Here is a 20,136-nt window from a genome sequence, read left to right as displayed (position 1 = left end):
ATTGCTTTTTTTGATTCCCATTACCCGGGTAGCCCCGTTCTTTTTAAGAACTCTGTCTTGTCGATGCCGGTTATCTCTACCAGTTTGTGGCGTGAAGTTTCACCCTTTATAATAGTCACGTTCTTACGGGCAACACCGCTTATCTTAGCCAAAAACGAAATCAAGGCCTGGTTGGCCTCACCCTCCAAAGGAGCAGCAGTAAGCTTGATTTTAACAGCTCCCTCCACTTCGCCTATCACCTCGTTCTTAGAAGCTCTCGGCAATACCCGTACCTCGAACCGTATACCACGCTCGGTTTCTTGGATGTTCACCTATTTTCCCTCCTCGGCCCGAGATAACTTGTCCAGTACCTCCTTCATGTCCCGGCTGTAGAAGAAATCGGCAATATCATCCAGCCGCTTCCCGCTTTGCTCTAGTAGTTCCACCTGGGACAACAGCATTAACCTGATCTCTACCCGGAAAACGCCCAATCTCTTCAAAATATCTTCGTAAACATCGAACATCTCGGCTATGCGATGGCGCGCATTTTCCTTTATCGACTCCGCCTCTCTGTGAGCATTAGCTACTACTTCCTCGGCCGCTTTCTGAGCTAAAACGATGCTCTGCTGCAAGGTTTCCTCAAGTTTCTGGTACTTGCTCAATTCAAACTCTTTCTTTTTCAAATTCTCTTTCAGTTCCACGTTATCCCGGTAAAGCTTCTCGTACTCTTCTGCCAGCGTTACCAAAAAGCGGTTAACCTCTGATTCGCTATAACCCCTCCAGGTCTTTTTGAACCGTTGGTTGCGGATGTCCACCGGCGTTAAGGTCATCACTTTCCCTCCTCAAAGCTACCGGCTAATCTGCTTCTAGCCCGGCTAGTCGATGAACCAAAGGGTTGGTGGTAAGCCCATGGGCAAATAAACGCAAAAGCCGCCGGTAACCTTTTTCCCCTTCCCATCTCCCTTGCGCCAAATCCCGTAAACCGTCACGGTATATGTCAACCACCTCTAAAAGAGTGTCTAAGCGATAGTAGTGACCCTCGATCCTGATGCTGTTGATCCCCATATCTTTGATTAGTGGAAGATAACCGAACAAACACAAGTCGAGGGGGAAGAATATGTGAGTGCGGCACCGGTCATCATTTAAGATGCGAAACCTCTGTTGATATTCGTCCTCCAGGCAGTACTCGGCCCGGTTACACGCGGTCTTACAACCATCGTCATCACCTTCCGCCCATACCGCTTGGATCGGACAGTAATCCGTAATCATACCACACAAAGGACCTTGGACCATCAGTTCTATCTCCAGACATGATTTTCCCACCATGTTCTTAAGGTCCGCCAACTTCAGCTCAAGGGAAGCCGTCACCCTCTGCACCCCTTGGGAAGCCAAAAACTTAACTGAAGTCCCATTAGTAAGGTTGAGCCCGTACCCCGCCCATACTGTCAGACCAAGCTCCCGAGCTATCCTCAGGCTCCCGAGATCATGTACCATCACTGCCGATAAACCCTTCATTTCAGGAATCGATAAGAGGGTGATTACCCCGTCCAGATCCTTTTGGGTGACAATCCTCGGGGTTTCCAAAACTACAGATACCCCCTTATCGTTCCCCGCTTGGATCGCCCTCAATAGGGAAGCCTCATCCCAATTATCCTTGCTGTTCTTAAAACCGTCTCCTCCAATAATCACCGTGTCAACGCCGCGCCCGATAACGCCGAAAAACGCCTCCAGCCCCCCAACCTTAACACTTAGCGAAGGCACTGAACCGGGCGTAGGAGCCTTGAACTGCGGGTAATCGTCTCGTCCTAATGGGGTGACTTCTATTGAACTGGTAGGAAAGAAGGGTTCTCTTTCTCCCGAATATCCAATACAATCGGCGCCGGTTCTACTAAACAAGCTCCCTGTTGTAAATTCCCGTATCCGCCGGGAATACAACTCTTTTTCTGCCTCGCTTACCACCTCAGTCTCCCCAGCTTCCAAGGCATCTAGTGCTCTTCGGTAGCAGCGGACCAGAAAACCGGCGTACTCCGGGTCTCTCATCCTTCCCTCAATCTTGAAAGAGCGAACCCCGGCTTCGATCAACCGGTCGAGGTATCCGACCAAACAAAGGTCTTTATGAGCGAGGAAATAATGAACACCTTCCCATCGGTCAGGGCTGGGTAGAAACCGGTATTTCCATCGGCACGGTTTCCGGCAACGACCGCGGTTTGCGCTTTCTCCGAAGAAAAAGCTGCTCATATAGCACTGTCCGGTGTGCGATATACAGACATCCCCGTGCACGAAAAACTCCAGCTCCAGAGAGGTCCTTTGATGTATGTCTCTGATTTCATCCAAACTCAAGTTCTTTGACAGTATGCCCCTGGAAAAACCCTGTTCGTCTAAGAACCTTGCCGCTTCAGCGTTGGCAACGCCCATTTGGACGCTCGCATGTAACGGCAGCTTTAACCCTAAGCGCTGCAAAAGAAGAGGCACGGCCAGGTCCTGCACGATAATGCCATCACAGCCTGCTTCCTCGAGAAAAGCCAGGTAGTCGGCTAGCTCGTTTATTTCTGATTGAAAATACAAATTGTTAACCGTTACATACACCTTAACCCCGCGGTCGTGGGCAAACGATACCGCATCCATCAGTTGTTCGTCCGAAAAATTAAAATCAGGCCGCAAAAGACGCATGTTGAATCTCTTGCCGCCCAAATATACAGCATCTGCTCCTTGTTCAATAACAGTTTCTAGGCTTTCCCACTTACCAGCAGGCGCCAGCAACTCCAAACCCTTTTTAGACATCACTCCTGGCTCCTTACAAAAAATCTAAACCGTTCTACCTTATCAAATTTACCAAGACTGCATATACCAACCGGCGTACCAATTCTACAACCATAATGGCTATCAGAGGCGAAAAATCGAGTCCTCCAACAACCGGAACCAATCTCCGAAAAGGTGCCATCACCGGTTCGGTTACATCGTAAATGAATTTGAACACTGGCTGGTAAGGATCGTGCCGCACAAACGACAAAATACAACGGATGATTATCAACCACACCAATACTTCAAAAGCCACGTCTATTACTCGAATCACACTGATAGAGACCGGCAATAAAACCCACTCCTCTGAAGAATACCCAAGCCTATCTCCGCCCGAGCTCCATCGAACGCTCAAACGCCCTCCGAACAGCCCGAAAGAACGCCTTCCGCAAGCCGTTTTCTTCCAATTCCCTCAATCCGGCTATAGTTGTTCCCCCGGGCGAAGTAACGTCTTCCCTAAGCACGGCCGGATGTTTACCTGTAACCTCCATCATGGCAACTGCCCCTGCTATAGTCTTTAAAGCCATCAAACGGGCAAGGTCCCGGGGCAGCCCCACCTCCACTCCAGCATCGCTCATCGCTTCGGCTACTAAATATATGTAAGCCGGCCCGCTCCCAGACAGCGCGGTAACCGCATCCATGTATGATTCCGGAACTCGGCAGACCTCGCCTACAGCAGCAAACATCCTGGCTACTACCTCTTCGTGCTCAACACTTGCCCCGGTCCCGGCCGCTATTGCTGAAATCCCCCGGCCTACCAAGCAGGGAGTATTGGGCATGACCCTAATAACCGGCACATGGCTACCCGCTACTTCTTCGATCAAACTTGTAGAAATGCCTGCCGCAATCGAAACCAGCAGCTTGTCTGAAGTCAGCTTATCCTTCACTTCCTCCAGCACTTGCCTTATTTGACCAGGTTTAACCGCCAGGACAATAATATCCCCTTGTTCAGCCACCTCTTGATTGGAAGAAACAGGCTTCACCGAAAACTCCTGCCGAAAGAGGTTTAGCCGGGCTGGGTTTACGTCGAACCCCACGATAGTCTCAAAATCAAAACGCGACTGCGTCAGTCCCTTCACCAGAGCGTAGGCCATATTTCCACAACCGACGACTCCTAAAACCCGGTATTTCATCAGAAATCGGTCCCTCCAAAAGGCCCTGGGCGGGTGAATATGTATGAGGTACGTACTGCAGAACGGGTGTCCACAGAGATTTCTACATTACTAGGAGCAAAAAGAAAGATGTGATCTCCTATCTTTTGGATATGGCCATCCAAAGCGTAGGTTGTACCACTTACAAAGTCGATAATTCGCTGTCTCGATTCCGCAGGAGTTCTCTCTAAGTTTATGACAACCTGCCTCCTGCTCTTGAGATTGTCGGCAATAGTTTTGACTTCGTCGAAATCGGCCGGTTCGCACACGACCACTTTGATGGTCTTGGTTGAATGGATACTGACAAGATTCCCCTTACGGTCAAATTTCCTTTCTTCTGGTTCTATTGGCAGCTCTACCAACTCCTCCTTCGTCTCCGTCTCTACCCCAAAGAACTGCCAGAACTTGTCCACAAAACCCATGTTAAAACCCCCTATCTTCTTGCACCGAATATCGCAGTTCCCACCCTGACCATGTTGCTCCCTTCCTCGACAGCAACCTCAAAGTCCTGAGTCATGCCCATAGACAAGTACAACATTTCTGTGTTGCGGTACTGTCTCTTCTTAATATCTTCGAAAATAGAACGAAGTTTCTTGAATACTGGTCTCGCCAACTCCGGGTCATCAACCTGGGGAGCCACAGTCATCAAGCCACGAACCCGCACACGTTCAAGTCTTTCAACCGCATCTAAAAATGCTGGAACATCTGAGGGGAGTAATCCGTATTTGGAACGTTCGCCGGAAACATTGACCTCTAGCAGCACATCAACCTCGGCAAGCCCAAGCAACTTGGCCTTACCATCAATATACTCCGCCAATCTCCATCTGTCTAGCGAATGGATCAAGCAAGCCTTTCCTATGACGTCCTTCACCTTGTTGGTCTGCAGATGACCGATGAAGTGCCACTGGAGATGAGGTAGCTCCTTGTACTTAGGTAAAAACTCCTGAACCCGGTTCTCTCCGAAATGGGTGATTCCCAACTGCGCTGCCCGGGATATAGTTTCTAAATCTACGGTCTTACTGACAGCCACCAGAGTTATCTCCTGCTCCTGCCGGCCTGAGCGCTGAGCTGCTCGACGGATCCGTTCCCGGACTTCAGCAATCGACTGTTCCAATCCTCCCCCATCGGCCTTCATCGCCGCATCACCATCCCTTCCTTCACCAAGTCCGGAGTAGTGACTACATACTCACCAGCATCTAGTCCCCTGACCACGCTGTGACCTGCCTTCCTGGCAACCAGCTGAACCTCTTTAAAAACAACCGTTTCCTTGCGCAGGCAATAAACTCCGAGCCGACCCGCTTTGGTAGTGAGAGCCCGCGTAGGAACGATTATTCCCTCATAACGCCGTATAACCAGCTCTACCGGAATCGAACGACGGTCCGCCACCTCCATTACAAACCCGCTCATAATCAACCCGACCAAAGTATAGTCGTTTCCTCGCTCAATCGAAATTACCCGGGCAGTCCCTAAGTCCAGATTCTTATACCTGACTCCGACCTCCTGTCCATCGGCTAGAGGGTCTGCGGTGTCTTCCGTCTTAACCACCAAGCCGGTTGGCTTCAAGTTGTTCACGATTTTGGCAAAAGCATCGCCTTTGTGAAGTAAATTCTCAACTCCCCGAACAACATGGATGCTGTAAGCAAACATTTGAGGGTGAAGGTCTCCCAGCTTGGATGGAACCATTACCGTTTCCAACCCGTCAGTCTGGTACAATACTACTCCCGCTATCGGAGCCGTTACATCATAGCTCTCAGTTCCGCTTTCCGTATACAATCTCCCCAGAATCGCCCCGCGCCTGACCCGTTCCTTTTCCCGCACCAGGTTTTCGAAACGCCCGTCGGCTGGAGATCGCAACACCGTCTCTTCTTGGACAACCATAGCCGTACCGGTCAAAGTTTCCTCTAGAACCCCTTCTTTAGATTCTTCTACTTCCATCCGCATAACGGACAGTTTCCCGGTCACTGCCCTGTAAGCTGCCGCTACCGCCAACATCGCTGATATCAAAACCAAAACGAAAAGCAGTTTTAATATCAATCTCTTTTGTTTTTTCTGCTTTGCTAACCGGTCTAGACGTTCGCTCATAGCTGCCCTCTCGCTTCAACAACAACTATGCCACCCACAAGCTGAACCCGAAAGTTGAACCCTTGCCCAACTCACTCTCCACAAATACTTCTCCGCCGTGAGACTCAACGATATGTTTGACAATCGCTAGTCCCAGACCGGTGCCGCCCAACTCGCGCGAACGTGCCTTGTCCACCCGGTAAAACCTCTCAAATAAGCGAGGCAAGCTTTCTTGGGGTATCCCAGTCCCGGTATCAGTGATAGACGTAAATACCTGGTCGCCCCCACGTTTTACGCGTATTACTATCTTGCCTCCGGGAGAAGTATATTTGATAGCGTTGTCGATTAGATTAATCAAAACCTGGCCTACCAGGTCTTCGTCGGCTTTGACCGGAGGCAGATCGCGGTTGAATATTAACTCCAGGTGCAATCTCTTTTCGCGGGCCTGAGGGCCCAGAATGTTCATTACCTGAATAATGGAAGTGACTAGACAAACCGGTTTTAAGGTGAGCTTTCTTTCCCGGGACTCAATAGCAGAAAGGGTCAGGAGATCGTCGATAAGTCTGGTAAGGCGGTTGTTCTCTCCTTCAATAATGGTCAAGAAGCGGCGGCAGATGAGTTTATCCTCCAAAGCTCCATCGAGTAAAGTCTCTACAAATCCCTTGATAGCGGTGAGAGGGGTTCTGAGCTCGTGGGAAACGTTAGCAACAAACTCGGATCTCATCTGATCAAATTTGCGCGCATCGGTAACATCGTGGAATACCACCACTGCCCCTTCCACATCTCCCTTTTCACCGTTGATAGCTGCCATCTGTACCCTAAATAAACACTGTTCCAACGCGGTTTCCGTAAAAATCTGTCTCCCGGTTTCAAAAACGTCCTCTAACATCTGATTCAATTCCTGAGAAGATACCAAACTGGCGAAAGGCCTCCCTACTAACCCTTCATGTCGCGCTTTAAAAATCTCTTCTGCCGCCTTGTTGGCTAAAGTAACAATCCCGTCGCGGCTGACAGCCATCACCCCGTCAACCAAAGTAGTTAGAATAGCTTTCATCTTGTTCCGTTCCCGAAAAGTCTCTTCTCCCGTTTTTTCTCCATCGTGCATACAACAACACAGCCCCCCAGAAGCAGTTCCTGAAATGCCTATGTCGTTCAAGTATAGTTTTGTACCTTTTAAGACTCTCTCTCTTTAAACCTGTATCCGACGCCCCGTACCGTTTCAATGTACTGAGGCGAACTCGGGCTCTCTCCTAACTTTTGTCTAAGATGCCGGATGTGAACATCCACAGTACGGGTATCACCTGAGAACTCATACCCCCAGACCTTCTCCAGCAACACCTCGCGGCTAAATACTTTTCCCTGGTTGCTAGCTAACAACTTCAAAAGCTCGAATTCCTTTGGCGTCAGTTCTAGTCTCCGTTCGCCCACAAACGCCTCATGTTTATCCGGGATTACTATCAGGTCTTTGAAGACCAAGGTCTTGCGTCCGGTAGCCTTTTCGGCCTCCAGAATCCTTTTCGCTCGCAATCTTGCTTTAACCCGAGCCACCATTTCCCTGGGGCTAAAAGGTTTCTTGATATAGTCGTCAGCCCCCATCTCTAATCCCAGCACGGTGTCAAATTCCTCTCCTTTGGCCGTAAGCATGATAATAGGAGTACTACTAAAGTCCTGCATGCTTCTCAACCGTCGGCACACTTCTAGCCCATCCAGCTGGGGAAGCATTATATCCAGAATAATTAGGTCTGGTCGTACCAACTCCGCCTGGGTTAAGGCCGTAATCCCGTCGTAAGCCACTCTCACTTGGAATCCTTCTTTTTCCAGGTTAAACTTGACCAGCTCTACTATATGGACTTCATCATCGACCACGAGAATGCGCGCGTTATCCAAATTCTCACCTCTTATTGAAACCCAGAACCACAGCGAATCTTCCGGTCCTTCCACCAGATCCCCGGTACGAATAGAACAGTTCTTGGTTACATCTGGTACACATTCCACAAAGACCGATATTTTGATGATGAAGGCCCGCGTTTTCTAAGATAAAGAAATTCGTACGGTCGAGATACCAATAGTTTCTTCCCTGTTTTTCTTCCAGCAAAAACCGGCTGTCTTTTCCAAAAACTGTCCTGACTTGGGCTGCCAACCCATCGTCGACTTCATAGCAGCACCCACCAATTCCAGGCCCTATGAATGCTTTAATATCTTGAGGGTAACTTCCGAATTCTTTTCGCATAACCTCGACCGTGGCCGAAGCTATTTTGGCCATAGTCCCCTTCCAACCACCGTGGGCCAGACCTATCACCCTGCGTGTAACGTCAAACAAAAGAATAGGTATGCAGTCGGCATAGAACGTTGTCAAAAATACTCCTTCACAATCGGTAACCATGGCGTCGGTTTCCGGCAATGCAGAAGCGTATTCGAATACCCCTTTACCCTTGTCAGCTTCAGTGACAATTCTCACGTTAGCCTTATGCACCTGGCAAGCGCACACCATGTCCGCAAGAGAAATGCGCAAGACTGATGCCAAAAGCTCCCGGTTTGATAAAACAGCGGTCTGGTCATCTCCGACGTGAAAAGCCAGATTCAAAGAAGAGTACTCCCCCTGGCTAAACCCTCCGGTACGGGTGGTTATAGCTACGGTCAAGCCCTGCTTTTGCCACTCCGGCAAAGTAATGTAAGACAAGCCTTGAACAGAATGCAAGTGCCATGAGACCACGTGAACCTCGCGTCTCCTCTACGTAAACTCACTATACATTATACCATGTCTTGTCCCTTCCCTCTGTTTGCCGTGTCTGCCAACCAGCCTTGGGTCAAAGGCAAATCATCGAAATCGACCGGTCCCCCAGCAAAACCAAAAAAGGCCTCTATCTTCCAAAGAAGACAAAGGCCTTGTTGTCTTTAACTCGTTTCGATTATGTTCAGTCGAGCTTCAACTCAACGACTTCACTTTTAGCTAGAGACGCAGGTACATCTATAATCCTCTGATTCCTCGAGCCCCGGAACGCCAAAGACAAATCTCGCTGTGCCAACACAAAAGGACCGTCAACTACAACGTCTATCATTCTTAAAACAGGTATTTCCTGTATCTCTTCAAATGTGAAACCGGTATACATCCATACATCAATGTCAGGTTTTTCTCGCTTCAATATCGAGATTACCTTCTCCAACGCCTGCGCTTGCAGCAAAGGTTCTCCCCCGCTAAAAGTAACACCCCGGTGAAGCGGGCTTAGCTTGTTCAGCACCAGTTGGGCCAAAGCCTCCTCTGACACTACTTCTCCTCCTTCCAAAGGCTGTAGATCCGGGTTGTGGCAACCCTCGCAGCCACGTACACACCCCTGCAAGAAAACCGTTATCCTTATGCCGGTTCCGTCTACGACCGAATTGTCCACCACTGCCGCGTATCTGATCACCTTTATCCACCTCCAGCATGAACCCACACCTATTGAAGATCCGTGAGGACAACCCTTGGACGCTCCTTTGGCCAACCACAAAAGCATTAAAGTGGCTACACATAGGCTTTTTTGGGGGATTCTCTCTCGGCTAATTCTCCTTCGAGACTCTATTCTCTGGACAGCCCCACAATGACACTTACCGGTATCAACCACCAGAGAATCAAAATGAAACTATTGTCCGAGGAATGTTTGCCGGCTCGTTCCAACATTGTTCGCCTGTCTAACACGTCTTTGTGTTTGCAAATTCTAAGTAATAATTAATCTGTGTAAATCTGCGTTAATCTGTGTCCATCAGTGGCTATTTTCGGAACCGCTAGAACCGGTGGCTTTTGCGATCCCTTAGTTCGGCAACCTTAGCATCGTTGAAACGGTCGACCGTCGACAAGTACCCCGTGATCCGGCGAACCCTCTTGATCTCTTGACCCCCACAGTTAGGACAGGCGTCGCCTGGGATAACTCCGCGGTAATAACAGCTCTCACAGAAATCGATGGGGAAGTTTATACCTACGTACCCCATGTCGCAAGCCCGCATGTGCTTGATTACGGTCTCAATAGCATCGAGGTTGTGGACCGGAGGCGAAGGAAACTCTATATAACTTATGTGCCCGGCATTGGTGTATTTGTGATACGGTCCTTCCTTGCTTATCTTCTCGAAAATACTGATATCGTGGTTTACAGGTATGTGGAACGAATTAGTATAGTATTCCTTATCAGTTACTCCAGGTATTTCTCCGTACTGTTCCCGGTCAATGCTGACAAACCTTCCCGAAAGCCCCTCAGCCGGAGTAGCGAGCAGAGTATAATTTAAATCATACTCGTCACAAGCTTTGTCAATCATCCTTCGCATGTACTGGACGATAGATATGCCCATCGCCTGCGAGTCATCGGACTCACCGTGATGCTTGCCGTTCAATAATATCAAAGCTTCAGCCAGGCCAATGAACCCAACCGAAAGAGTACCGTGCTTTACGGCAGGCTCGATAACGTCATCATCTTTCAAATCCTCGGAACCTAGATAAAGATGTTGTCCCATCACAAAAGGCAGGTCTTTTACTTTAAGCTCTGATAACACTCGGTAACGGTGATATAGCTGCTCGCAAGCCAGTTCCAGCATCTTTTCCAGTTGCCGATAGAACTCTCCTATCAAGCCCTTGGCCTTTATCGCTAGGCGGGGCAGGTTAATAGTGGTAAAAGCGATGTTTCCCCTCCTTTCTGTGATAGAGGGGCCATGGCGATTGGCAATAACCCGAGTACGGCATCCCATGTAAGCTACGTTATTGCCGTACTGGTCGTTAAAAGACGAATCCATGAAACTGAAAGTCGGGTTCATGCGCGTGGCAGCCACTCTCAAAGCCAGCAAAAACAGGTCATAATTCGGGTCTTGGGGATTGAGATTGACTCCTTCCCTCACCCTAAAAATCACATTGGGAAATATCGGGTTTTCCCCCCGCCCCAGTCCTGCCTCATAAGCTAACAGGAGATTACGGGTTACCTTCCTCCCTGCTTCCGTGGTATCACAACCTAGATTAATCGAAGAAAAAGGCACCTGAGATCCCGCCCGGGAGTGCATGCTGTTCAAGTTATATACCAAAGCCTCCATGGCCTGGTATGTCTCTTCTTCACTGGCATTTTCTACAAACGGAGCCATATCCCGGTCAAAAAAGGGAAACGATTGACCTCCATACATGTCGTTCTGCGAACTCTGTAGGATAATCGCCGCTAAGGCCGTTGCCGATGCCGGACGTTTGGGGGGCCTGATGTAGCCATGCCCATTGTTAAACCCCGCAGCAAGTATGTCTCCTAAAGGCAGCTGCAAACAATTCAAGGTCTTCTTGTAGAAATCAAGATCATGGATGTGTATATCACCTTCCCGGTGCGCCTGGGAGAATTCCGGAGGCAATACCCGGTTGAGGTAGTATTGCTTGCTGGCCGCACTGGCTATCTGCAGCATCTTGGCACTCGGACTGTTACCTACATTGGCATTTTCGCGGCTGGTTTCCTTGAGGATTTCTTCGACCACGTCCATGAGATCCGACTTGGCTTCCCGGTACCGAGTGCGCTGATCCCGATACAGAATGTAGGCTTTGGCTGTCTTGGCATGCCCGTGTTCGATAAGGACTTTCTCAACAATATCTTGAACGTCCTCTACTGTGAACACTTCTCCTTGATACTTTTGTCCCAAAACCCGCATTACTTCTAAAGTAAGTTCCAAAGATTTTTGTCTGTCTTCCCCACCTACAGCCTGAGCTGCTTTGAATATGGCCTCCGTTATCTTTGAAGGATCAAAAGGAACCTCTCTCCCGTCTCTCTTCTTGATTTTGGTAAACACTTATCTTTCCTCCTCTGTAGACGTTCCTCGCTGCAGTTGCTCGATGGTCTGTATGAACCCGTCCAGATCTGCAAACTCGCGATATACCGAAGCAAACCTGACATAAGCCACTTTATCGAGGCTTCTAAGCTCGTCCATGACTTTTTCGCCAATAACCATACTGGTAACTTCACGGTCGTACTTGTCTCTCAGTTCCCTTTCAATATCTCCTACAACCCTCTCTATATCTTCCATGGTTACCGGTCTCTTCTCGCACGCCTTTAATATTCCAGCTGCTAGCTTGTCCCTGCTGAACTGCTCCCGATTCCCGCCTTTCTTAACGACGAGAAGTGGAGTAACCTCGATTCTCTCATACGTTGTAAAGCGGCGTTTGCAGTTAGAACACTCCCTTCGTCTTCGTATGCTCTCTCCGTCATCACTATATCGAGATTCGATCACCCGGCTCTCCATTTCTCGGCAATACGGACATTTCATCCGCTTTCCTCCCCCACATATTGTGTATAAACACATTTCGCACCCTATATCTTGTATTATATAATCACCTTTTCACTTTGAACAGGAAAAAATTGTCGATGTTAGCCTCGAGTTCAAGAAAAGAAACCCTGTTTTTGACAGGGTTTCTTTGTTGAATGAATCTCCATAGAGATATCAGGCGCATAGTAGTTTCTGATCAAGAAAGAAGATGATCTCCCAGCTCGACCAGAATAACATCTCGCCCTATTTTGCTTATTTTTTCCCAAGGAACAACCACGTTTTCTCTACGGGAAAAAAAGCCCAACCACCTGCTGGGGCCAGGTAAAACGATAGCCGTTACCCTGCCTTTCTCAATGTCAAGGTCGATGTCTATGATACAGCCCAGCTTTTTCCCGTCTAAAACGTTAATCACCTCACGGGTTCTGAGTTCTGATATCTTGACCAAGCGCCTCACCTCTATAATTTTCCTGTACCTGATTCTAATATATGAGAAACAAACCTATTATGTGATAACAAAGCAAAAAAAGAGCCGCCATCAGGCAGCTCATTCTTATCCCCAACCAGGCTTCTACAAACCCGGTTTTAACGCCTTCAATTCTCAGCAGTTCAGCAGTACCGTTGAAGATGTAACGCGTTGTCCGCTGTTACGTGGGTTTGTATTAGATTATAGGGAGAAAAAGCCTCCTCGTTACGCCAGTAATAAACCGCGAGCGGAATCACCAAGAACAGCATTGCGGCAACTATCAAGAGTGCTAGTAATTGCCTAGTCACGCTGAATCCTCCTCTCTTGACCCTTTTTAGATATATTTTTTCATGTGTTTTAGAGCAGCTTTTTCGAGGCGCGAAACTTGAGCCTGGGAAATGCCTATTTCCTCTGCTACCTCCATTTGAGTCTTCCCTTCGAAAAACCGCAAGGTTAAAATCAGCTTTTCCCTTTCGGATAATTTCTTCAAGGCTTCCCTAATCGAAATACCCTCTAGCCAAAGCTCATCAGTGGTTTTGTCATCGCTGATCTGGTCCATGACCAGAATAGGATCGCCCCCGTCGTTGTATATAGGTTCAAAAAGGGATACCGGTTCCTGAATAGCGTCTAGAGCAAAAACCACTTCTTCTTGAGAAACTTCCAAGCGATCTGCTATTTCCGCTATCGTAGGTTCTCTGGACTTTTCCGCCAACAGTTGTTCTCTCACCTGTAATGCTTTGTAAGCTACATCCCTTAAAGACCGTGATACCCTAACTGGGTTATTATCCCTCAAATACCTCCGAATCTCGCCTATGATCATGGGGACGGCATAGGTAGAAAATCTTACGTTCTGTTCCAAATCGAAGTTGTCTATGGCTTTTATCAAACCTATACAGCCTACCTGAAAAAGGTCATCTACATATTCGCCACGGTGGTTAAACCTTTGAATAACGCTTAAAACCAACCTTAGATTGCCCCGAATCAGCTCCTCCCGGGCCTGGCGATCGTTCTGCTTGACCCGTAAAAACAGGTCTCGCATGCGCTCGTTTTTCAATACGGGGAGATTAGAAGTGTTAACACCACAGATCTCGACCTTATTTAGCAAGTGTACACCCCTTCCCCTTACATTGTCTTGATACTTCTTTTAGAGATTATTTGCTTTTGTTTCGCTGTTTATTCTCGAATTCGAAGAAACAAAAAAGGCTTGAACCTCTCAAGCCCTCTTTGAGTCGCGCTTATCTTGTTACGATTTACTCTATTTTTCGAATTTCGCGGCGAAGACGTTTTAAGATACGTTTTTCCAGTCGAGAGATATATGACTGCGAAATCCCCAAGATGTCCGCCACTTCTTTTTGGGTCTTTTCGTAACCGTCCTCTAAACCAAAGCGCAACTGGATAATTCTCTTTTCTCGGGGAGGGAGCCTGAGTATGGCCTGAGACAAGAGCTTCTTCTCAACCTCCTCTTCTATGGTCTTGTATATCATATCACCATCTGTTCCCAGCACGTCTGAGAGCAAGAGTTCGTTTCCGTCCCAGTCCACGTTCAGCGGTTCATCCAGTGAAACCTCAGCCCTGGTCTTCAGGTTGCGCCGCAGGTACATCAGAATCTCGTTTTCTATACAACGGGAAGCATAAGTGGCCAATTTGATGTTCTTTCGGGGTTCGAAAGTATTCACTGCCTTAATCAAGCCTATGGTTCCTATAGAAACCAGGTCCTCGATATTTATACCGGTATTCTCAAACTTTTTTGCTATGTAAACTACCAAACGCAGGTTATGTTCGATCAGAGTACTCTTGACACCGTTATCACCTTGTTCTAACCTCTGCAACAGGGTGCTTTCCTCTTCCGAGCTCAAAGGTGGGGGCAAGATTTCGGTGCTGCCTACATAATAGACGTACCCGGCAAGTCTCCTCGCTATAACCTTCGCCGTCCACACTCTCAAGATACCAAGTAATCGGCCGAGCAAATTCCGCATCAACCCGTTTACCCCCTTTTCCTATTGCAGGATTTTGGATGGAAGGAGCATCTGAAATTTGTTGTCCGGGCTTAACTTGTCCCAGTGTATTCCTACCACAATGTTCTGCTGGTAAATAGGCCGCAAACCGGTATCTATCACCACGTTATCACAACGCAGCCCCGGCAATAGCCCGTGCTTCTTGCCGATAGAAGTGAATGGTATAAGCCGTAATCGGTTAGCCCAAACAGTTCCCGGCATAGCCCGCAAAAAGTCCTCGCCCTTAGCCACTCGGTCCAAGGCCTGTTTCACGTCCTCGGGCAAGCACGAACGCAACAGGCTGTATTCCATTACGATGACCGGCCTGCCTGTCAGTGGGTCACAAAGGTTGTTGCCCGTATCCAGGAACCCATCTCCTTTACAGACAAATTGGTCGAAAGATACCTTCACCGGGAGACACACCAGACGCGGTATAAACTTTTCCAGAAAATATTTCTCCCCTGCCCTTCCCAGGGTAAAAGCACACAGAATCCCCACCGCCAGCCACGCGTACGAAAATTGGAACCCCGATAAACTGCTTCCAATAAAATAAGACGAACCCATGACTGCCCCGGCAACAGCAAAGCTGACCCCATAGAAGCAGGCAAAGGCCCTCCAGAACTCCTTCCAGTTAGATGGGCAGAAAGCGAAAATCACTAGCAACGAAGATGCTATCCCCTTAACTGGTAACTGGTACCAAGGGCCAAGTTCGGGAAAGAGGTACCCTACGGCATATATTCCCCCAAAAACAGCAGCAGTCATAAGCCGCCGGTAGTTCACTGGTAAACCGACCAGTTTAGCCGTACTCCACAAGATAACAAAGTCCATTACGACATTTATCAAAAAGGTCAAGTCGGCGTATACGCACCTGCCCACCATCATCGAAAAGCACCTCTAACCGGTTCAAGACGAACCTTAGTCCGGGTACCTAATCATTAAATAACTATGAACATATGCCTGGATAAAGACCTCACTAATACCAGGAAAATTATACTATAGATGCTTATGGCAATATGTCATTATATGGTATTTGCCGATTATCCCCGCACGATAAAAACCCCTTGTTACAACAAATAGTAACAAGGGGTTCCTTGCTTCTATATTAAAGCCTTCTATGCAAGTACTCCTATCTTCTACATATGACACCGCTGGTTTTCACGAAGGTCTGTCTATACCGGTCAGGTCCCCTATCGCTCCTAACCTTTTCGCCGCAGGAAGGTCGGAATGTCGAGATCCGGAGGAGTGCCAAAGGATCTTGGATGTTCGTATCCCCCGATAGCCCCTCTGTTCACGTTCCGTTCCGTATCAAAACCCGTGGCTATAACCGTCACCCTTACTTCATCCTGGAGGCTGTCATCCACTACCGCTCCAAAAATTATGTTGGCTTCCGGGTCGGCCGCTTGAGCTATGATTTCCGCTGCCTCGTTGACTTCGAACAGCGTCAAGTTCGAATCCCCGGTGATGTTGAAAAGAACCCCTTTTGCCCCTTCAATCGATGTTTCTAATAAAGGGCTAGATATGGCTGCCCTGGCTGCCTCCGCTGCCCGGTTCTCTCCCCTGGCAATACCAATTCCCATTAGGGCCGAACCGGTTTCCATCATGATGGTCTTGACATCTGCAAAATCACAGTTGATGAGACCAGGAACCGCAATCAGGTCGGATATGCCCTGAACCCCTTGCCGTAAAATATCGTCGGCAATCCTGAAAGCTTCATTGATAGAAGTATGTTTATCGATAACCTGGAGAAGGCGATCATTTGGTATAGTTATGAGACTGTCTACCTTGCTTTTCAACTCTGCAATGCCCTTTTCTGCTTGCCCGCCCCGCTTGCGTCCTTCGAACTGAAACGGCCTGGTTACTACCCCTACAGTTAAGGCTCCTGCTTCCTTGGCCAGCTGAGCCACGACTGGAGCCCCTCCGGTGCCAGTACCTCCACCCATTCCTGCGGTTACAAACACCATGTCTGCCCCCTGCAAAGCCTTCTTGATTTCGTCGGCGCTTTCTTCTGCTGCTTTTTTGCCTATCTCAGGGTTCGCTCCTGCTCCTAATCCCTTGGTCAACTTCTCTCCAATTTGAATCTTCTTTTCCGCCTTGGACAGGTATAAAGCCTGGGCATCGGTGTTTATCGCAATGAACTCAACCCCTTTCAGCCCGGCTTCGATCATTCTGTTTATAGCGTTGTTGCCTCCCCCGCCGATCCCGATAACTTTGATATCGGCGTATTGTTGAATCTCCACATCCAATTCCAGCACCACTCGTGAACCTCCTATCTGAACAGATCTTTGAACCACAGAATAACTCTACCCAGCCAGCTTCCCAACAACAACTCCTCATCCAGGTTTACGTCAGAAGCAGAATTCTTCAAATCATACAACAGAGCACCTAAAACAGCAGCATATTGTCCCTGCTTAAACTCTCCGTTGATAAATCTCGTGTTTTCTGGCAAACCAACCCTAGCTGGGATATGTAAGTATTCTTCGACCGACCTAGTAATTCCTCTTAGATTAGAAGTTCCCCCAGTTAAAACTATTCCTCCAGGAGGAACCCCTATTACCCCTGCGCGGAATAGTTCCCCCTGTACTATCTCCAACATCTCTTCTATCCTTGGCTGAATTATGGAAGCAACAAACTTCTCTGATACCTGTCGACTTGCTTGCCCGTTAATATTAGATACCTCTATTATTACGTCTTCTCTTGCTGCATCCACACTGCTGCATCCGTGCTGTTCCTTAATACGGTTCGCTTCCTCGAGATTAGTCCTCAATCCAACTGCCAGATCCCTGGTTATATGCTCTCCTCCCACCGGGATGATCGAGCTGAAAACCAATCCTCCTTGTTCGTAGATCGAAATATCCATGGTACCCCCGCCGATATCCACCAAGACAACGCCCATTTCCTTCTCTGCGGGGGAAAGAACTGACTCGGCTGCCAAGAGCGTGTTCAGGGTCAGTTCTTTTACCTTCAAACCGGCGCGTCCCACGGCTTTCATAAGGTTCTGGACTGCGGTGGTCGCTGCCGTCACCAGAACAGCTTCTACCTCCAGCCTGCTCCCGGCCATACCCACCGCATCCGTTACACCCTCGTAACCGTCAACAATGAATTGTCGCGGTAACAAATGAATTATTGAACGATCAGGCGGAATAGCAATCATCTTAGCAGCATGAACCACGCGTTCAACGTCTTCCTGCACAATCTCGTTGCCAGGATGACCTACAGCCACTACCGCCCGGTTAGGAATTGTAGCAATATTGGCTCCAGAAAACCCCACGCGTGCACTGGCGATATTTATGCCACACATCCTTTCCAGATCATTGAGGCAACGGTCTATAGCCCTCGATGTGCTGTCTATGTCTATAACATTCCCCCTGCGCAAACCAAACGAAGGAACCTCGCATATCCCTAAAACATCAACAGCCCCGTCATAAGAAACCTGGCCGGCGGCCCCGGCTACTTTGGTAGTGCCCACATCCAATCCGACTAATATCTTCCGGTAGGATTTCTTAGCCATGAAAACCTCCACCAAAACATGACTAAGTCATTATTACCACACAGAATAAGATTTTCCTTTTTTTGGTGAAACTTTTTATCACCATTTTTTAAGGAGATATCGACGAATAATAGCCAGATTCTGGAATATCCTTACGCCAAATGCTACAACCGCTGCCAGATACAGCTCTACCCCCAAACGATCCCCCAGGTACGCCAACCCTGCGGCCAGCAGGATGTTGATAAAAAATCCACTCACAAAAACGATGTTGTCGAAAACATCCTCCATGTAAGCCCTTATGCCTCCGAAGACAGAGTCAAGGGCGGCTAAGATGGCAATAGACATATACTTTGCATAAAGAAAGGGTATAAAAACCGGCATCTGTAGCCCTATAAATATCCCGAACAACAGGCAAAACAGTATCAACACCCACATCGTTTATTCCGCCTTTGCATCATGATTTGGTCTGGGGTACTGCATACTGGAAATCGAGCGGACCTTTGTAGGCCGGTATCTCTATGGTTTGCATGACCTTAACCTGGCTCTTTATCCCCCACGTCTCCAATGTTTCCAGCCACCCGCCTTTCATTCGTATGGAACTTTCTAGCAGTTGGGGATCGCCAATAGCCTTGATCACAAAAGGAGGAGCAATTTTTGTAGTGTTCACCAAAATCGTCGGTCCCGCGCACCTTATTTCTGAGTTACTTACCAAACGCTGGTCGTTGACCGCTATAGCCTCAGCCCCGCCGGCTCTGAGCTCATTGACTAGCCGCAACAGATCCTCATCATGGACCAGATATAGGTTAGGATTATCCGTAGGCTGCAACGGCTGAGAACTGTCAGTCAAGGTTACGATTATCCCTGGGCCTTTTACCGGCACCAATCCGGCTAAAACATTCGCCCTCGTCAGCTCCTCGGTGAGCGCATTGATAGCCTGGTCTCGTTTGTTGGTTTGCGCCAATTTTTCTCTTAAGGAAGCCAGTTCGTCGGCTAACGCGTCTCTTTCTTTTGTAATCTTCTCCAGTTGTTCTGTGAGGTCCTGGGCTCTCGCCGTGGAGATATTGTTCGGATTAGCGGCCGTAGTCTTAAACTGAACAGCCAGCATAAACCCCAGGATGATGCAAACCAAGGCAATCGAAGCAATTGATTCCTTTTTCAATACTACTCGCCCCCACTACCTGTACTTCGCGACTGGCTGTCCCTTAAAGCGAAGATCCACGTAAGCTAAGGCCTCACCGGGGCTCAACTCTTGTTCCATCTCCAGCACTTGATCTATCATCCTTACCTTTTCCGACAGCCGATCGGTGTGGCCAAATCGAATCTCCGTACCGCGAAGAGTATAAATGTAAACCTGATTGTCTTTCCTGCAGTGAAACTCAGATATCTGGCTTAGCTGAAGCTCAGAGAGGTTATTTACAATATCCCGAACTGCACCTATCGCATCTTCATTCAATCTTTGTCCAATACTGATTTTGGGGGGAATTCCTTCCATTGTAATTACTGGGCATGACACGGTCTGAATCGATTCTGTTCGGTCGATAAATACCCCACAATCATCGATGATCCAAAAGGTCTCGCCTGCGGGCACGACCGCCCACGGTTTGCGCTCCACAACCTTGATCTCTATGCGATTAGGAAGATGACGGACCACTTTCGCGTCTTTGATCAGGGGATGTATCTTAACCGCTTGCTCAGCTCGAGCCGGGTCAATCTGAAAAATATTGGTGTCAGCTACTATTCCTGATAAAGCCTTGATTTCCCCTGCCATCACCACCTTGTTCCCTGTAACGGCCACCTCCTTAACCGAAAAAAGAGAGCTGTGGATCAGGGAATAAAAGGCGACTAAAGCCAAAAACAAAAACAAAGAGATGCTCATAGCTCTCTTTACCACCAATTTTCGAAGGGACATCGCTCACACCCCATCTGAATTATAACAAAAATCTACAGTGG

24 protein-coding genes are annotated in these 20,136 nt (G+C 48.3%); all 24 read right to left on the bottom strand.

Going from position 1 to position 20,136, the window contains the following annotated elements; translation table 11 throughout:
- Positions 1-20 precede the first annotated feature (20 nt).
- Positions 21-311 (bottom strand): DUF167 domain-containing protein, encoded by a 291-nt coding sequence (locus SLIP_RS04060; RefSeq protein WP_013175006.1) that lies wholly within the window; start codon positions 309-311, stop codon positions 21-23.
- The gene (locus SLIP_RS04055) at positions 312-809 is read right to left on the bottom strand and encodes a DivIVA domain-containing protein (protein ID WP_013175005.1); all 498 of its coding nucleotides are present in this window, start codon (positions 807-809) and stop codon (positions 312-314) included.
- A 25-nt stretch (positions 810-834) separates the two neighbouring features.
- Positions 835-2,760: a peptidase U32 family protein gene (locus SLIP_RS04050; RefSeq protein ID WP_013175004.1), complete on the bottom strand. Its 1,926-nt coding sequence runs from the start codon at positions 2,758-2,760 to the stop codon at positions 835-837.
- 34 nt (positions 2,761-2,794) lie between these two features.
- Entirely contained in the window at positions 2,795-3,070 is a 276-nt protein-coding gene (locus SLIP_RS04045; protein WP_013175003.1) for a YggT family protein, read from the bottom strand.
- A 31-nt stretch (positions 3,071-3,101) separates the two neighbouring features.
- Positions 3,102-3,911, bottom strand: coding sequence for a pyrroline-5-carboxylate reductase (gene proC / locus SLIP_RS04040; RefSeq protein ID WP_013175002.1), 810 nt, complete (start codon positions 3,909-3,911; stop codon positions 3,102-3,104).
- Positions 3,911-4,351: a cell division protein SepF gene (locus SLIP_RS04035; RefSeq protein WP_013175001.1), complete on the bottom strand. Its 441-nt coding sequence runs from the start codon at positions 4,349-4,351 to the stop codon at positions 3,911-3,913. Before SLIP_RS04035 ends, proC begins: the two co-directional genes overlap by 1 nt.
- Before the next feature lie 11 nt (positions 4,352-4,362).
- On the bottom strand, positions 4,363-5,064 hold the full coding sequence (locus SLIP_RS04030; RefSeq protein ID WP_013175000.1) for a YggS family pyridoxal phosphate-dependent enzyme: 702 nt from the start codon (positions 5,062-5,064) through the stop codon (positions 4,363-4,365).
- Positions 5,061-6,011, bottom strand: coding sequence for an HlyD family efflux transporter periplasmic adaptor subunit (locus SLIP_RS04025; protein ID WP_013174999.1), 951 nt, complete (start codon positions 6,009-6,011; stop codon positions 5,061-5,063). The genes SLIP_RS04030 and SLIP_RS04025 overlap by 4 nt, the downstream gene beginning before the upstream one ends.
- A 25-nt stretch (positions 6,012-6,036) precedes the next feature.
- Positions 6,037-7,095 carry a two-component system histidine kinase PnpS gene (gene pnpS / locus SLIP_RS04020; protein WP_013174998.1) on the bottom strand — a complete coding sequence of 353 codons (1,059 nt, stop codon included), beginning with the start codon at positions 7,093-7,095 and terminating at the stop codon, positions 6,037-6,039.
- A 68-nt stretch (positions 7,096-7,163) separates the two neighbouring features.
- Positions 7,164-7,877, bottom strand: a complete 714-nt coding sequence (locus SLIP_RS04015; protein WP_013174997.1) for a response regulator transcription factor — start codon at positions 7,875-7,877, stop codon at positions 7,164-7,166.
- A 4-nt stretch (positions 7,878-7,881) separates the two neighbouring features.
- A complete protein-coding gene (gene pgeF / locus SLIP_RS04010) occupies positions 7,882-8,703 on the bottom strand; it encodes a peptidoglycan editing factor PgeF (protein WP_013174996.1) in 822 nt (273 codons plus the stop codon).
- Between the two features lie 202 nt (positions 8,704-8,905).
- Positions 8,906-9,397, bottom strand: a complete 492-nt coding sequence (gene nrdG, locus SLIP_RS04005; protein ID WP_013174995.1) for an anaerobic ribonucleoside-triphosphate reductase activating protein — start codon at positions 9,395-9,397, stop codon at positions 8,906-8,908.
- 355 nt (positions 9,398-9,752) lie between these two features.
- Positions 9,753-11,768, bottom strand: a complete 2,016-nt coding sequence (nrdD, locus tag SLIP_RS04000) for an anaerobic ribonucleoside-triphosphate reductase (protein WP_013174994.1) — start codon at positions 11,766-11,768, stop codon at positions 9,753-9,755.
- Entirely contained in the window at positions 11,769-12,242 is a 474-nt protein-coding gene (gene nrdR, locus SLIP_RS03995; RefSeq protein WP_013174993.1) for a transcriptional regulator NrdR, read from the bottom strand.
- Between the two features lie 196 nt (positions 12,243-12,438).
- Positions 12,439-12,687: a YlmC/YmxH family sporulation protein gene (locus tag SLIP_RS03990; protein WP_013174992.1), complete on the bottom strand. Its 249-nt coding sequence runs from the start codon at positions 12,685-12,687 to the stop codon at positions 12,439-12,441.
- Positions 12,688-12,848: 161 nt separating this feature from the next.
- Complete coding sequence (locus tag SLIP_RS12710; protein ID WP_013174991.1) at positions 12,849-13,013, bottom strand: hypothetical protein; 165 nt, start codon at positions 13,011-13,013, stop codon at positions 12,849-12,851.
- Positions 13,014-13,039: 26 nt separating this feature from the next.
- Positions 13,040-13,810: an RNA polymerase sporulation sigma factor SigG gene (sigG, locus tag SLIP_RS03985; protein WP_013174990.1), complete on the bottom strand. Its 771-nt coding sequence runs from the start codon at positions 13,808-13,810 to the stop codon at positions 13,040-13,042.
- 145 nt (positions 13,811-13,955) lie between these two features.
- Positions 13,956-14,681 (bottom strand): RNA polymerase sporulation sigma factor SigE, encoded by a 726-nt coding sequence (gene sigE, locus SLIP_RS03980; protein WP_013174989.1) that lies wholly within the window; start codon positions 14,679-14,681, stop codon positions 13,956-13,958.
- 21 nt (positions 14,682-14,702) lie between these two features.
- A complete protein-coding gene (locus SLIP_RS03975; protein WP_013174988.1) occupies positions 14,703-15,581 on the bottom strand; it encodes a sigma-E processing peptidase SpoIIGA in 879 nt (292 codons plus the stop codon).
- Between the two features lie 314 nt (positions 15,582-15,895).
- Positions 15,896-16,951, bottom strand: coding sequence for a cell division protein FtsZ (gene ftsZ / locus SLIP_RS03970; protein WP_041433387.1), 1,056 nt, complete (start codon positions 16,949-16,951; stop codon positions 15,896-15,898).
- Positions 16,952-16,965: 14 nt separating this feature from the next.
- The gene (ftsA, locus tag SLIP_RS03965) at positions 16,966-18,207 is read right to left on the bottom strand and encodes a cell division protein FtsA (protein ID WP_013174986.1); all 1,242 of its coding nucleotides are present in this window, start codon (positions 18,205-18,207) and stop codon (positions 16,966-16,968) included.
- 78 nt (positions 18,208-18,285) lie between these two features.
- Positions 18,286-18,621, bottom strand: coding sequence for a small basic family protein (locus SLIP_RS03960; RefSeq protein WP_013174985.1), 336 nt, complete (start codon positions 18,619-18,621; stop codon positions 18,286-18,288).
- A gap of 19 nt (positions 18,622-18,640) precedes the next feature.
- Positions 18,641-19,345, bottom strand: a complete 705-nt coding sequence (locus SLIP_RS03955; protein WP_013174984.1) for a DUF881 domain-containing protein — start codon at positions 19,343-19,345, stop codon at positions 18,641-18,643.
- Between the two features lie 15 nt (positions 19,346-19,360).
- Complete coding sequence (locus SLIP_RS03950) at positions 19,361-20,095, bottom strand: cell division protein FtsQ/DivIB (RefSeq protein WP_013174983.1); 735 nt, start codon at positions 20,093-20,095, stop codon at positions 19,361-19,363.
- Positions 20,096-20,136: the final 41 nt, after the last annotated feature.

This window comes from Syntrophothermus lipocalidus DSM 12680, assembly GCF_000092405.1.
Taxonomy (GTDB): Bacteria; Bacillota; Syntrophomonadia; order Syntrophomonadales; family Syntrophothermaceae; genus Syntrophothermus; species Syntrophothermus lipocalidus.
The sequence above is the reverse complement of the archived record's forward strand: the minus strand, read 5'-3'. Positions and strand labels throughout refer to the sequence as shown.

Bases quoted from the DNA above. Each gene is read 5' to 3' on its own strand.
- SLIP_RS03975 (WP_013174988.1), bottom strand. From the start codon at position 15,581: ATGATGGTGGGCAGGTGCGTATACGCCGACTTGACCTTTTTGATAAAT.
- SLIP_RS03960 (WP_013174985.1), bottom strand. From the start codon at position 18,621: ATGTGGGTGTTGATACTGTTTTGCCTGTTGTTCGGGATATTTATAGGG.
- SLIP_RS04055 (WP_013175005.1), bottom strand. From the start codon at position 809: ATGACCTTAACGCCGGTGGACATCCGCAACCAACGGTTCAAAAAGACC.
- nrdR (WP_013174993.1), bottom strand. From the start codon at position 12,242: ATGAAATGTCCGTATTGCCGAGAAATGGAGAGCCGGGTGATCGAATCT.
- proC (WP_013175002.1), bottom strand. From the start codon at position 3,911: ATGAAATACCGGGTTTTAGGAGTCGTCGGTTGTGGAAATATGGCCTAC.
- SLIP_RS04025 (WP_013174999.1), bottom strand. From the start codon at position 6,011: ATGAGCGAACGTCTAGACCGGTTAGCAAAGCAGAAAAAACAAAAGAGA.
- sigE (WP_013174989.1), bottom strand. From the start codon at position 14,681: ATGCGGAATTTGCTCGGCCGATTACTTGGTATCTTGAGAGTGTGGACG.
- SLIP_RS04050 (WP_013175004.1), bottom strand. From the start codon at position 2,760: ATGTCTAAAAAGGGTTTGGAGTTGCTGGCGCCTGCTGGTAAGTGGGAA.
- ftsA (WP_013174986.1), bottom strand. From the start codon at position 18,207: ATGGCTAAGAAATCCTACCGGAAGATATTAGTCGGATTGGATGTGGGC.
- pnpS (WP_013174998.1), bottom strand. From the start codon at position 7,095: ATGCACGATGGAGAAAAAACGGGAGAAGAGACTTTTCGGGAACGGAAC.
- SLIP_RS04035 (WP_013175001.1), bottom strand. From the start codon at position 4,351: ATGGGTTTTGTGGACAAGTTCTGGCAGTTCTTTGGGGTAGAGACGGAG.
- SLIP_RS03950 (WP_013174983.1), bottom strand. From the start codon at position 20,095: ATGTCCCTTCGAAAATTGGTGGTAAAGAGAGCTATGAGCATCTCTTTG.
- SLIP_RS04030 (WP_013175000.1), bottom strand. From the start codon at position 5,064: ATGAAGGCCGATGGGGGAGGATTGGAACAGTCGATTGCTGAAGTCCGG.